The 12,458-nt window shown below is 63.5% G+C and carries 11 protein-coding genes and 1 pseudogene; 3 read left to right on the top strand and 9 right to left on the bottom strand.

The window, feature by feature from the left end:
* Nucleotides 1-3 precede the first annotated feature (3 nt).
* From J3B00_RS10560 to J3B00_RS10575, 5 genes and pseudogenes are all read right to left on the bottom strand, one after another.
* Nucleotides 4-195, bottom strand: a pseudogene (locus J3B00_RS10560) (ornithine monooxygenase); the annotation flags it as partial.
* A 56-nt stretch (nt 196-251) separates the two neighbouring features.
* Entirely contained in the window at nt 252-380 is a 129-nt protein-coding gene (locus J3B00_RS26800; protein ID WP_281075256.1) for a hypothetical protein, read from the bottom strand.
* A gap of 239 nt (nt 381-619) precedes the next feature.
* Nucleotides 620-1,714: an aminotransferase class I/II-fold pyridoxal phosphate-dependent enzyme gene (locus tag J3B00_RS10565; protein ID WP_209867426.1), complete on the bottom strand. Its 1,095-nt coding sequence runs from the start codon at nt 1,712-1,714 to the stop codon at nt 620-622.
* 21 nt (nt 1,715-1,735) lie between these two features.
* Nucleotides 1,736-2,611 carry a formylglycine-generating enzyme family protein gene (locus J3B00_RS10570; protein ID WP_209867428.1) on the bottom strand — a complete coding sequence of 292 codons (876 nt, stop codon included), beginning with the start codon at nt 2,609-2,611 and terminating at the stop codon, nt 1,736-1,738.
* On the bottom strand, nt 2,608-3,978 hold the full coding sequence (locus J3B00_RS10575; RefSeq protein WP_209867430.1) for a dipeptidase: 1,371 nt from the start codon (nt 3,976-3,978) through the stop codon (nt 2,608-2,610). Before J3B00_RS10575 ends, J3B00_RS10570 begins: the two co-directional genes overlap by 4 nt.
* Before the next feature lie 146 nt (nt 3,979-4,124).
* Here J3B00_RS10575 and J3B00_RS10580 point away from each other — a divergent pair, with 146 nt between their 5' ends.
* Complete coding sequence (locus J3B00_RS10580; RefSeq protein WP_209867433.1) at nt 4,125-5,735, top strand: PvdJ/PvdD/PvdP-like protein; 1,611 nt, start codon at nt 4,125-4,127, stop codon at nt 5,733-5,735.
* 94 nt (nt 5,736-5,829) lie between these two features.
* On the opposite strand, the gene J3B00_RS10585 is transcribed toward J3B00_RS10580, so the two are convergent.
* The 3 genes from J3B00_RS10585 to J3B00_RS10595 are packed head-to-tail and all read right to left on the bottom strand — an operon-like array spanning nt 5,830 to nt 10,395.
* Nucleotides 5,830-7,248, bottom strand: coding sequence for an efflux transporter outer membrane subunit (locus J3B00_RS10585; protein ID WP_209867435.1), 1,419 nt, complete (start codon nt 7,246-7,248; stop codon nt 5,830-5,832).
* Nucleotides 7,245-9,212 (bottom strand): MacB family efflux pump subunit, encoded by a 1,968-nt coding sequence (locus J3B00_RS10590; RefSeq protein ID WP_209867437.1) that lies wholly within the window; start codon nt 9,210-9,212, stop codon nt 7,245-7,247. The genes J3B00_RS10585 and J3B00_RS10590 overlap by 4 nt, the downstream gene beginning before the upstream one ends.
* Nucleotide 9,213: 1 nt before the next feature.
* Nucleotides 9,214-10,395 carry an efflux RND transporter periplasmic adaptor subunit gene (locus J3B00_RS10595; protein ID WP_209867439.1) on the bottom strand — a complete coding sequence of 394 codons (1,182 nt, stop codon included), beginning with the start codon at nt 10,393-10,395 and terminating at the stop codon, nt 9,214-9,216.
* Between the two features lie 230 nt (nt 10,396-10,625).
* Here J3B00_RS10595 and J3B00_RS10600 point away from each other — a divergent pair, with 230 nt between their 5' ends.
* Complete coding sequence (locus tag J3B00_RS10600) at nt 10,626-11,126, top strand: sigma-70 family RNA polymerase sigma factor (protein ID WP_209867442.1); 501 nt, start codon at nt 10,626-10,628, stop codon at nt 11,124-11,126.
* A 35-nt stretch (nt 11,127-11,161) separates the two neighbouring features.
* On the opposite strand, the gene azu is transcribed toward J3B00_RS10600, so the two are convergent.
* The gene (gene azu, locus J3B00_RS10605) at nt 11,162-11,623 is read right to left on the bottom strand and encodes an azurin (protein ID WP_209867445.1); all 462 of its coding nucleotides are present in this window, start codon (nt 11,621-11,623) and stop codon (nt 11,162-11,164) included.
* A gap of 314 nt (nt 11,624-11,937) precedes the next feature.
* Between azu and J3B00_RS10610 the strand changes: the two genes are divergently transcribed.
* The gene (locus tag J3B00_RS10610; protein ID WP_209867447.1) at nt 11,938-12,417 is read left to right on the top strand and encodes a histidine kinase; all 480 of its coding nucleotides are present in this window, start codon (nt 11,938-11,940) and stop codon (nt 12,415-12,417) included.
* The last annotated feature ends 41 nt before the right edge of the window (nt 12,418-12,458 follow it).

Genomic DNA, 12,458 nt, shown 5'->3' on the forward strand with positions numbered 1-12,458 from the left:
TGATCAGACAACGCTGGCGAGGGGTTTGGTCAGCGCCTTGTGCGCGCTGTTGGAAAGATCCAGGGCGGCATAGAGGGCTTCCCCGATCTCTTCGCTAGGCATTGGCAACACCGAAAGCAAGGTGTCGCTCAAGCCGTGGGTGGCCTCGCAGAAGCCTTGCAGGAACACCGGTGCCTTGAGCTGCGGGGTGGCCAGGGCTAGGTTGGACGGGCCGAAGCCTACGCCGATCAGGTCGTGGAGAGTTGCGGCGCTCATGACGTTGACTCCTTGTGCGGATGGTTGCCCAGAGGTTGGTAAAGACGCTCATCGAACAAGCGCTCTCTGGACAGCATCACCAGGGCAGTGGCGAGGGCTGGACCAGGCGGGCTCGGCTCGTTCATCTCTGCTGTTCCTGGTGAGCGGTGAGTAGGTGTTAAACGAAGCCGCAGAGGCTGGATTTAGCCGGTCACGACGAGTCGTACATGCGCTCCACGCAGGTCCTCGCCGAGACGGCCATAGTGTGATTCGAGGGGCGAAACACGTTGTGCTCGGACGCACGAAAGCCCCGCAGGCATGCCACGTGGGGTGCCCGCTGGGGTTCGTGTATCGGTGAAGCTGCTGCCGCCAGGCGCGGCTGATCTCAGCGTTGCATCATGTCGAAAAACGCCTTCAGGAAGGTTTGCATCTGCTCCGCCGTGCCGACACTGACACGCATCCACTCTGGCCATGCCTGGAATACCCGTCCGACTCGAATTTGGCGTTGTGCGAGTGCCTGGATCACGGGTTTGGCAGGCCGATTGAGGGCCACCATGAAGCAGTTGGCGTGGGCGTCGGTGCATCGGTAACCGGCCTTTTGCAAGGCCTCGGTGGTGCTCAGGAGAATCTGACGATTGATACGTTTGCGTTCGCTGACCAGATCTTCTTGTTGCAGGCTGGCGATACCGCCCATGGCGGCGGCAAGCGGCACAAAGTTGTAGCCGTTCAGGCGTTGCAGGTCTTCGAGCAACGCCGGTTTGCCGATCGCCAGCCCTAGGCGGGCACCGGCCATGCCATAGAGCTTGGAGAACGTCCTCAACACCAGGACGTTGTCATGGCTGACCGCCAGATCCAGGCAGGAAGGGGCGTCGGAAAAGTGGATGTAGGCCTCATCGATGATCGCCAGGCTGCCTGCCGGCTTTTGGCTGACCAGGTGCTCGATGTCGGCGCGAGGGGTCAGCGTGCCGGTGGGGTTGTTCGGGTTGCACAGGTACAGCACCCCGGGCTGCGGGTCGGCGGCAAGCATGCCGCGCACGTCATGGGCGTGGCGAGCATCGAGCGGCACCTCATGCAGGGTCGCGCCGACAGCCCTGGCGCCATTGGCCACCGAGTCATAGGTCGGCGCGGCGGTGACTACGCCGCGCTTGTCGGCGTGACGAGCCAGGGCGTATTGCAACGGCGAGCGGGAGCCGCAGAAGACTGCCACATGGTCCTCGGGCACCTGGTGCTGCCGAGCGAACAGCTCGGCCAGGCGATATTCATGTTCCGGAAAATAATGTCCGCTCTGGCGGGTACCCAGGCTCATCGCATCGAGTGCCGAAGGGCAAGGACCGTACGGGCTCTCGTTGTAGTCCAGGCGGATAATGTCGTCGTCCACCGGCGGATCGCTCGCTGCTCCCGCCGCCCAGGCGGGTATAGCGGGTGCGAGGCCGGTCAAGGTGGCTGCAGCTACGAAACGGCGTCTGCTCAAAGCGGACATGGTCACTCTCCCTGTGGGTTGTCAGTTGTGTTCGCCGTCCTTGAGATCGCGGGCTACCCGAAAGCCCAGCCAATCACCGCGCACTTCGGGTTCGCGCTCGTTGCGGTTGCCTGAGCGGGAGAAGATCGGCGGTTCCAGGTAGTCGTTGCCGCGGATCTGCCGGTGCGTGCAGGTGCCACCAGTGGTCCAGGCGCTGCCGTCGGTGGGCGCGCCGACATAATCGGTATGCCAGCAGTCCTCGACCCACTCGTAGACATTGCCATGCATGTCATACATGCCGAATGCATTGGCCGGGAAGCTGCCGACCGGCGCCGTATAGGTGAAGCCATCCCGTGGCCCGTAGGTGTTGGCATGCTTGCTGATCTGATACTCGCCTTCCTCGTCGAAGGGGAACGGGAAGGGGCCGGTGGAGCCGGCGCGACCGGCGTACTCGCGTTCGGCCTCGCTGACCATCCGGTAAGGCATGCCGGTCTTCTTCGCGAGCCAGCCGATGTAGCCGCGTGCTTCCTCCCAGGTCATACAGACTGCAGGTTGGTCAGGGCCTTGCGGGTAGCTGGGTTTGCCGTTCTTGCACAGACGACCCGGGCGGTCGTCACCGTCGGGTAGCACAGTGCGGGTTTCCTGGGCATAGGCTTGCCATTGCCCGGCGGTCACCTGGAAGCGACTCATGGCGAAGGCCTTGGCGAATGTCACGGTACGCAACGGACCTTCATCGTCCTGTTTGCCCAGTTCGTCATCGGGGGTGCCCATCACGTAGCTGCCGGCGGGCAGCACGACCATTTCCGGGCAATCCTTGCAGTCCTTGAAGACCTTGCCCGGTGCAGTCGGGTCGGCAGCGAGGGCGTCGAGAGACAGCGAGAGACAACCAAGGGCAATCAGTGAAGTCAGCCGTTTCATGGGTTTCCTTGCGGGTAGTGGGCAACGGGAGGAGGAGTCGGCTTGGCGGCTTTCTGGGCGGCTTCCCACACACGCAGGAAGTTGGCCCCCCAGAGCTTGGCGATGTCTTCATCGGAATAGCCACGCTGCATCAGTTCGGCAGTGACGTTGCGGCTCTGGCTGACATTTTCCCAGCCGACCACACCGCCGCCATCGTTGAAATCGGAACTGATACCGACATGGTCGATACCGATCTTCTTCACCGCGTAGTCGATAGAGTCGACATAGTCGGCCAGGGTGGCCTCGGGCTCGGCGCCGAGGATGTCGTAGAAGGGTGTGAGGTATTCACCGAACTTCTTCTCAGACCAGATCGAGAAAACCGGGTCGGTGGTGGTGCCCATCTGGGTCTGGTTCTCCACGTCTGGCAAACCATGCTTGGCGCGCAAGGCGTTCATCTTCTCGATGGTCGGGCGCGAGAACGGCTTGAGGTAGTGGGAGTAGGCCACGATGTTGACCAACCCATTGGTGGCCTTGATGTGTGCCAGGTCCGCGTCGCTGAGGTTGCGGCGAATGTCCATCAGGCCTTGCACGCCGGTGTGCGAAGCCATGACCGGTGCCCGGCTCAGTTCGGTGACCTGGGTCAGGGCCAGGCTGGACATCTGCGACACGTCGATGACCACGCCGAGGTCGTTGAGCCGGGTGATGGCGCGGCGACCGATGTCGGAGAGCCCGCCCAGCGGGTCGACCGAGTCGCCGAGGAAGGGCAGGGGGCGTGCCGAGTCTACCCAGCTGTTGTTGCCGACATAGCCCGGGCCGAACACCCGCATGCCGCGTGCGGCCCAGTGATCCAGCTGGTCGATGTCGTCGCCAAGGGGCGCGGCGTTGAGCAGGCTGATGATGATGGCGAATTTGCCTTCACTGACCAGTCGGCGGAAGTCAGCCGGGGTGTAGGCGATGCCGGCCTGTGCAGGGAAATCCTTGGCGATACTGGTGATGATCCGGTAGCGCACTTCCAGTTCGTTGGCCATCGCCGCCTCGAACCCTGGTGTGGGGCGGTGCGGCCAATTGGGCCCACTCCAGAACTCCGGCCATGACCAGATCGCGATCGAAGCGCCGCTCAGGCGGCCCTTGGCGGCTTTTACCAGGTCGAACTGGGTCGGGCCGTCACGGTCCGCTTCTTCGCCATCGGTGCCATAGCTCAGCGGCACGTCCAGGTGCGCATCCAGGGCCGGTATGCGCGCCTGCAGGGCGTTGGCTCGCTGTTGGATTTCCCGCCCATAGGGGTGCTTGGCAAGGTAGGCCCAATACCACCAGGCGCCTGCGGCCATCAGGAGCAGAAGTGCCAATGCCCATGGCCATCTGCGCGAAAACAAAGCCTGTTTCTTCATTGCGTACTCGACCGCCTGCACGACGGCCCTATGCCGTTCGAACTTGTTGGGTGAAACGAGCCGAGGCCAAGAGAATTTAGCAACCCTCTAAATCGCGTCCTCAACCATTCGTTTTCGCAGCAGGAGTCTCGTCTTGAGTGCAGTGGATGAAAGTGTCACGTCGAAAGATCCTGGCCGGCCTTGTGGCCGCCGGTGTAGCACTGCCTGCCGGCTATTACGCACGGCAGGAGTGGGAGCGGGCCCAGGAAGCGGAGCTGAGCAGTGACGAACCTGCGGTGCCGGTCGACGACCTGCCCAATGCGCTGTTGGGTGAGCGCCTGGTCGGGATCTGGGACTGGCGCCTGGTCAACGATCACCCGGCGCTGGCCGAGCTTGCCGGGCCGCAGCAGCTGTTGCTCGACGTAGCGCAGGGTGCCCGTGCCGTGCGCGGCTACCTGGGCACTGCGCCGTATGGCAAGCAGGGTTCGCAGGTCTACGGTCCGCTGGCTGCCGACCGATTGCCGACCGTGCGCCTGAAGATAATCACCGGCTCTGGCCAAGCCTATGACTGCGATGCCGTGCTGGATGAAATATGGGGCGATTGGAGCGAGGGCGGCGGCAGCGCGACCCTGAGTGGGCAAGTACGCCTGGCAGGCACCCAGGCCGGGCATTCCGGTGCCCAGGCGGGGTTTGTCGCCGTCCGTCGACCGTTTGTTCTGGCGCGTGAGCGGCTGCCGTTCGTGGCGGCCCTGCACGAGGACCTGATTTCGCCGCAGCGTCGCTACTATCATCAGCTCTGGCATGCCAGCCGTGATCGCTGGCACCGCATCGACGATTCCCGGCGGCAGATGGTGCGTGCGCTGGGCTGGCAGGTCGGCCCGCTGGGCAAGGAGCGCAACGCCCGCGGGCATGATCGCCATCGCAACGGCTCCGGCGAGGATTTTCTGTTCATGCATCGGCACATGCTGCATGGCGTGCGCGAGGTCCAGGACCTGCGTTCCTGGACAAGCCTGCCCGCAGCCCGCCCCTCGATCGGGCATGGCGCCCAGGCGTTCTTCGATTACCTCGACAACCGCGACGGCTACAGCGTCCCGCCCAATTGGCAGGCGGCCGGTGATGAGGCGTTCAGCCAGTGGCTGTACTACGTCAAGAGCAGTCAGGGTCTGCACGCCAACTTCCAGTTGTGGGAAGCCCAACTGCATGACCCGCACTACCTCAGCACCTTGTGTCTGGGGGAGTTGGGGTCGCGCATCGAGTTGGGGATCCACGATTGGCTGCACATGCGCTGGGCATCCCTGGGGCGAGATCCGAACTCGGACTACCCGATGCCCTATGGGCGTCGCAACTACGATTTTTCCGAACGTTGGTTCCGCGCCGAGAACGACTTCCTTGGCGATCCGTTTTCCTCTCACGTGAACCCGGTGTTCTGGGCCTTTCATGGCTGGATCGACGATCGTCTGAACGACTGGTACCTGGCCCACCAGCAGGCGCACCCGGGGGAAGTGAAGCCGCAAATGATCGATGGTGTTCCGTGGTTTGCGCCAGGGCGCTGGGTGCGTGTGGCCGAGCCTTGGCTGGGGCCCACCCGTGATGGCTGCGGCGCCTGGGGGCTGGGCAATGGAGGCGGTACTGGGAAGCTCGACATCGAGACCATGAAACTTGCCTTGCAGGCCATCTTCAGCCCGGAAGAGGACGCCGATCGCCTGTCCGACAGGGTGCCACGGCGGCCTTGGTATGGCCGCCATCTGGCACCCGGCCCGCGACGTGACGGTCTCTAGCGCGAGTGCCAGACATATGATTTTCAGCGCCGATGAGACCGAGCGCCGACCGCGCGGCGTTCGGGCTCATCGGCACCGAAAGTGTTGGGGTGAGCTACCGCGCCGTCATCAGTGTGTTCGATGCTGTCCAGCCGCCGCCCAATGCCTTGTATAGCGCAACACTGGCCTGCAGCCGTGCCTCGCGCAGTCGCACCCGCTCGGACTGTGCTGTAAACAGGCTGCGTTGCGCCTCCAGCACGCTGAGCAGGTCTTCGGCACCGGCCCGATAGCGGTTTTCGGCCAGATCGAAGGCGCGCTGGGCCTGGGCAAGCTCTTCATTCTGCCAGCGTGTCTGGCGGTCCAGGCCGTCGACGCTGTTCAGCGCCTTTTCGACTTCGCCGAAGCTGGTGATCAGCACGCTGCGGTAGGCGTCGAGCAGCTCGTCCTGGCGAGCGATGGCGCGATCACGTTCGGCGCGCAAGGCGCCATTGTTGAAAATGGGGGCCGTCAGACCGGCACCGAGGTTGAGCGCCGGGTTGTGCAGCAGGTCAATGGCCTTTCTGTCGCCGGTGGCCAGGCTGGCCGTCAAGCTCACCGTGGGGAACAGTGCTGCCCGCGCAGCGCTGACATCCGCCTGAGCTGCCGCCAGGCGCGCCTCTGCGCCGGCGATGTCCGGGCGGCGGGTCAGTAGCTGGCTGGGAATGCCGGCGGCAATGCTTGGGCCGTTCAGTTGGTCGAAAGGCTGATCGGCAAGCTTGAGTGCCTGCACCGGCACACCAAGCAGGGTTGCCAGGGTGATCTGCGCATCACGGGCTTCTTGCTGGTAGAGCGGCAACTGTCGTTGCTGACTGGCCACCAGGCTCTCCTGCTGGGCCAGTTCCAAAGCAGTTGACGACCCAGCCTGGAATCGCGTACGCACCAGCTCGAGGATCTTTTCGGCGTTTTCCAGGTTGAGCGTGGCGATCCGTGCCTGCTCACCAGCAGCGAGGGCGCTCAGGTAGGTATCGGCAACACTGCTCGTCAGGCTCAGCTCGAGCGTGTCACGATCAAGCGCAGTGGCTTGCAGGCCAAGACGGGCACTGTCACGCGCGGCGGCATTTCCACCCCAGAAGTCCAGCTCGTAGCTGGCCGTCAGGGCAGTGTCGAAGTAGCGGTAGGTCCGTTTACTGCTCGAAGTGTCTTGTTCGCTGTACCCTTGGCCTCGCAGCAAGCGCTGCTGATAGGCGTCGGCGCTGGCGTCGAGGCTCGGCAGCAGCGGGCCGCCGGCAATGCGCAGGTCGGCCCGAGCCTGCCTGACCCTGGCCATGGCGGCGCGCAGGTCATGGCTGCCGTGGCGCGCCTGCTCGATCAGCTGGCTCAGTTGGGCGCTGTTGAAGGTTGTCCACCATTGGGCCGAGGCCGCCGTGCCGCCAGTCCGACCTTGCCAGCTGGCGGGCGCAACGATGCCGCTGTGCAAAGGCGCAGGCGTGTGGCTGCAAGCGCCAAGCAGGGTCAGCAGGGGCAGCAGAAAAAAAGGGGTTCTGGTCATGGTCATTCACTGGTCAGGGCGGCGACAGGGTCGAGGGCGGCAGCCTTGCGCGCGGGCATGAAGCCGAAGATGACGCCGGTGGCTACCGAGCAGGCGAAGGCACCCACTATCGCCAAGGCGGAAAACGCCACGGCCACCTGGGCCAGGCTGAGTACCACGCCGATCAGCAGCGCCAGGCAGACGCCGATAAGGCCGCCGGCCAACGACAGCACCACGGCCTCGGTCAGAAACTGGCGCAGGATGTCGCGCTGTCGGGCGCCGGTGGCGATGCGGATGCCGATCTCGCGGGTGCGTTCGCGAACGGTCATGAGCATCACGTTCATCACGCCGATCCCGCCGACCAGCAGCGAGATGGCGGCAATGGCGCCAAGCATCAGGGACAGCCCGTTGCGCGTCGTAGCTTCGGCCTGGATCATCGCCGCGCTGTTGTCGATCTCGAAGTCTTCGATGCCATCGTGCAGGCTCAGCATCAGTTGGCGTATCGCCCGTTCGGTTTCATGCACCTGGGTGCTGTCGGCGGCGCCGATGATCACGTATTCCGGGTATTGCGTGCCGGACAGGCGTATGGAAGTCGCGGAGTACGGAACGGCGATACGCAGGTCGTTGCGCTGGTTGGCGCCGCTGGAGCCTTTGCTGGCCAGTACGCCGATCACCTGGAAAGGTACGTTCTCGATGAGGATGTACTGGCCGATCGGGTCTTGGCCTTCGACGAACAGCTTCTTGCGCACTTCCGAGCCGATCACGGCCACGGCCGCAGCCGTTGCCAGGTCGTTTTCGGTAAAGAAGCTGCCTTCGCTGACGGGCCAGCTCATCAGGGTCGGAAACACCGGGGTATAGCCACCGATGGTCGATTCCAGATCGCGATTGCCGAAGCGTACCTGCGCTTGCACCGTCATCGCCGGCATGATGGCCTTGACCTGGGGTAGCTCTGCCAGCGCCTGCACGTCGCTGAGGCGAATGTCGCCAGGCGGGGCGCGCGGTGCCGGAGGGGCGCCGTTCATGAAGATGATGTTCGAGCCGAACGCGCCCATCTGGGCCATGACCTGACGCTTGCTGCCTTCGCCCACCGCCAGCATTACAACTACTGACGCGACGCCGATGATGATCCCCAGCAGGGTCAGCGCGGTGCGTGTGCGGTTGCTCCACATGACCCGCCAGGCGGCCTGCAGGGCGTCCCGGGTCTCGCCCAGCCAGGGGCTGCTCTGGCTGTCGGCACGGACCAGGCGCCGGGCCAGATCATCGGCTTGCAGCGCGCCTGGGCGAGGCTGTGGAGGCGCCTGGTCGGCGCCGCTGTCGCTGCTCACTTCGCCGTCGCGGATCTCGATGATGCGATGCGCGCGAGCCGCCACATCGCGGTCGTGGGTGATCAGGATCACGACATGGCCCTGCTCGGCGAACTCATCCAGCAGGCGCATGACCTCGGTGCCACTGTGGCTGTCCAGCGCACCGGTGGGCTCGTCCGCGAGGATGATGTGGCCGCCGTTCATCAACGCCCTGGCGATGGATACCCGTTGTTGCTGGCCGCCTGAAAGCTGGCGGGGGCGATTGCCGGTGCGGTCTCCCAGGCCCAGTCGTTGCAGCAGCGCCTCTGCCCTTTCGGCGCGCGGGCCAGCGCTGGTCCCGGCGTAGATCGCCGGCATCTCGACGTTCTCCTGCGCCGAGGCGGACGGGATCAGGTGATAGCCCTGAAACACGAAACCGAATGCTTCGCGGCGCAACCAGGCCAGTTCGTCATTGGTCAGGCCGGCAACATCCTGGCCGGCGAAGCGGTAATGACCGGCGCTTGGGCGGTCGAGGCAACCGAGGATGTTCATCAGAGTCGACTTGCCGGAGCCCGAGGTGCCGACGATGGCGATGAACTCTCCGGCATGGATCTTCAGGTCGATGCCTCGCAACACGTCGACCTGGGGGCTGTCGCCGCCACCGTAGGATTTACGGATGCCGACCAGTTCTATCAGCGCAGTGCTCATGTCAGCCTTCACCGCCGACAGGGCCGATCAGCAGCTTTTCACCTTCATCAAGCCCGTCGAGTATCTGCACGCGCAGTCGGTCGCTGAGCCCGGTGCGAACCTGGCGCGTCTGGACCTCGCCCTTGCCAGTCAGGACATGGGCAGTCTGCAGCCCCTCGCCCTGGCCGCCCCCCTGCAGTGCGGCGATGGGCACGGTCAATACATCCTTGGCGGCTCCGGCGACGAAGAACACCTGTGCGGTCATGTCGGCCATCAGCGCATTGTCATCGTTGTCGACGTCCAGCAGCACGGTGTAGAGCACTACGCGCCCGGTCCCGCTGCCGCTTGCGCCAGCGGCGGCAACCGGGCTGCCGCCGCCTTGACTGAGCTGATCCAGCGGCTTGGGCGGGATCGGCAAAATCTGCCGGACAGTGCCGGTCCAGCGCCTACCGCCACTGCCGAGGGTGGTGAAGTAGGCCTGCATGCCGGTTTTGACCTGGCCTATATCGGCTTCCGAGACCTCGGCCCAAACCGTCATCGGCGACAGCTTGGCGATCCGCAGGATCAGCGGGGTGCGCTGTTGCGCGTTCAAGGTCTGCCCTTGACGTGCATCGACAGCCACCACCGTACCGCCGATCGGGGCATAGATGCGGGTGTAACCTAGCTCGGCCTCGGCGCTACGCAGCGTGGCTTGCGCCTGGCGGATCTGCGCCTCATACATGTCGATACGCGCCTGGGTCGTCAGCACCTTGGCCTGGGCCGTCTGGACATCCTCTTCGCGCGTGGCGCCGTCGGCGGCCATCCGCTGCTGCCGACGCAACTGCTGTTGGGCCAGGACGTGCTCGGCGCGCTGCTCCTTGACCTGCGCTTGCAGGGTCTGGATGGCATAGCGCTCGGCATCCAGCCGAGCCTGTTGCGTGGCGGGGTCGATTTCCACCAGCAACTGCCCCTGCTTGACGGTGTCGCCTACCTCAACGTGCAATGTGCGGATCTGCCCAGAGGCTTGCGCACCAACATCGACGTATTGGCGAGGCTGCAGGGTGCCCAGTGCGGTGACGCTGGATTCGATGTTGCCACGGCTGACGCTGACGGAAGGTCGCGGATCAGTCTCGCCGGGCAACAATTGCCAGGCAGCGAATGCGGCTACCGGGATCAGGCACAGCACGAGAGTCACGGCGCGACGGGTAAGGCGTTGAGGGGTCATGCAGTATTCCGACCATGAGAGGGCCGCTGTCACCAGGAAGCAGCTAGGGAGGCTGCCGATTAAACGAAAGCGATGAGGACGGATTTAGCGTTAAACGCTTGTTGCGGGCGGGGGAAATGTAACGACGTCTTTAAACTTGATGAGAATTATTATAGTTTAAGCGCTGGCAATGCCACTACTTGGCCTGCATTGCGTTTCTATCATCATCGGAAAACAGGGAAAGCGCTTCGATGCCGTCTTCGGGTGTACTGCTAGAGCATTACTACCGTGAACTGGTCGGGTACCTTCGTGCGCGTCTCGGCAGCCGCCATGCGGCCGAGGATATCGCTCAGGAAGCCTACCTGCGGATACTCGAGCGCCGTGACGACACGCAGATCTCCCATCCGCGCGCTTTCCTTTATCGCACGGCCCTGAACCTGATCACCGATGGTCATCGGCGCAGCAAGGTCCGTCGCGTCGAGCCTCTGGAGATACTGGAAACCGACGAGCGATTCTTCGTCGCGCCCGTGCACGGCGTCTGTCGCCAGGAAGAGCACCTGGCGTTGCTGCAACGTGCGTTGGCGGAACTGAGCGAAACCTGCCGGGAGTGCTTTTTGCTGCGCAAGCTCGATGGCCTGTCGCATGGCGAGATCGCCACGCGTACGGGCTTGTCCAAGGCCACGGTGGAAAAGCACATTGTCAACGCCATGAAACATTGCCGCCTGCGGATGCGCGAGTGGGCCGAGGCCTGAGCGCATGCGCGCCTGTGTGGCCCGCTTTCCGAGCTTCAGTTGCCTGACGATGTACCGAAGGTCAGCGCGCCTTTCATCATCGTCGAGTGGAAAGGGTAGGAGCAGAAGAACGCGTAGGCCTGACCTGCCTGCAGCACGCTGGTGTCGAAGCTGACCGAATCCTTTTCGCCACCACCGATCAGCCGGGTATGGGCGAGCACGCGCTTGTCGCCCGGCTGGATGTAGTTATTGGCTTCACCGGCTGCGGCGCCATCGGTGGTCACGCCTTTGATGTCGTCCTTTTTGGCCAGCACCCAGTTGTGGCCCATGATGTTCCTTGGCATCGTGCCCGTGTGTAGCAGGTTTACCGTAAAGCGTTTGCAGCGCTGCGGTACGTTGATCGTCTTCAGGTCGTAGGTCATCTGGTCAGTGCTGCGAATGTCCAGGGAACAGGGTTCGGCAGACCATGCAACGCTGGACAGGGTCAGGGCGAAAAAGGCTAGGGCAGGGCGAAACATCTGGGTACTCCGAAAATGAATGAGGCGATGCCTCGGGGCATGCGCCTTTTTTATACGAAGCCCGAGCGTCAGGGTTTAGGGCGCGCGGTAATCCGCACGGCTTGGCAGGTTGAGCGCGAGTTACACTCCAGGTTGGCGGGTTAAAGGCCTGGGGTTAAAGGCAAATGTAAATTCCGTCAGTCAATCACTTGATTTATGCAGGTTTCCCGACTTCTATCAAAGAAGACCGCTACCAGGCTTGGCCTTGGCAGTAGCCGTTACTGGCGCAGTTTGGTCATGGAACTTACCCATTACCCAACTGGCCAGGTCCCACCATGGCAAACAAGACTCTGCGCATTCTCATCGCCGACGCACACCTATGCCAGCGCTTGCAGTTGGAGTGGTTGCTCAATGGCCTGGGCTATTACCGGATAGCCCCCGTGGAGAGCTTCGAGGAGTTGCAGCGCTTGGTGCATTGCGCCTTGCAGCCGTTTTATCTGTTGCTGGGCAATATCGAGCTGGCCAATCATGCCGGGGTCGACCTGGAGCGCTTCTGCCGCGTCAGTACGCAGATCCAGCACGCCCTTCTTTACCACTCCAGTCAGTTGAAAGTGCCTTCAGTACCGCAGGCCGAGCGCCAGGCGGTCAGCCTGAGCCTGCCACAAGTGCCTGATAACGAGGCGTTGGCCTCGTTCATGGCGATCATCGACGCGCCACAGCTGGTCGGCAAGTTGCCACTGCCGGGCAGCATGCCGGCTACTACAGTGCGGCAACGGCCGCGGGCGAATTTCGCGCACACGGTGTTCAACCGCTAGGGGCGAAGCGGACAGGGCAACGGCGCAGCTATTTGTTATCC

The sequence above is a fragment of the Pseudomonas sp. BP8 genome (assembly GCF_017875955.1).
Taxonomy (GTDB): Bacteria; Pseudomonadota; Gammaproteobacteria; order Pseudomonadales; family Pseudomonadaceae; genus Aquipseudomonas.

Bases quoted from the DNA above. Each gene is read 5' to 3' on its own strand.
- J3B00_RS10585 (WP_209867435.1), bottom strand. From the start codon at position 7,248: ATGACCATGACCAGAACCCCTTTTTTTCTGCTGCCCCTGCTGACCCTG.
- J3B00_RS26800 (WP_281075256.1), bottom strand. From the start codon at position 380: ATGAACGAGCCGAGCCCGCCTGGTCCAGCCCTCGCCACTGCCCTGGTG.
- J3B00_RS10570 (WP_209867428.1), bottom strand. From the start codon at position 2,611: ATGAAACGGCTGACTTCACTGATTGCCCTTGGTTGTCTCTCGCTGTCT.
- J3B00_RS10610 (WP_209867447.1), top strand. From the start codon at position 11,938: ATGGCAAACAAGACTCTGCGCATTCTCATCGCCGACGCACACCTATGC.
- J3B00_RS10595 (WP_209867439.1), bottom strand. From the start codon at position 10,395: ATGACCCCTCAACGCCTTACCCGTCGCGCCGTGACTCTCGTGCTGTGC.
- azu (WP_209867445.1), bottom strand. From the start codon at position 11,623: ATGTTTCGCCCTGCCCTAGCCTTTTTCGCCCTGACCCTGTCCAGCGTT.
- J3B00_RS10580 (WP_209867433.1), top strand. From the start codon at position 4,125: ATGAAAGTGTCACGTCGAAAGATCCTGGCCGGCCTTGTGGCCGCCGGT.
- J3B00_RS10600 (WP_209867442.1), top strand. From the start codon at position 10,626: ATGCCGTCTTCGGGTGTACTGCTAGAGCATTACTACCGTGAACTGGTC.
- J3B00_RS10590 (WP_209867437.1), bottom strand. From the start codon at position 9,212: ATGAGCACTGCGCTGATAGAACTGGTCGGCATCCGTAAATCCTACGGT.
- J3B00_RS10575 (WP_209867430.1), bottom strand. From the start codon at position 3,978: ATGAAGAAACAGGCTTTGTTTTCGCGCAGATGGCCATGGGCATTGGCA.
- J3B00_RS10565 (WP_209867426.1), bottom strand. From the start codon at position 1,714: ATGTCCGCTTTGAGCAGACGCCGTTTCGTAGCTGCAGCCACCTTGACC.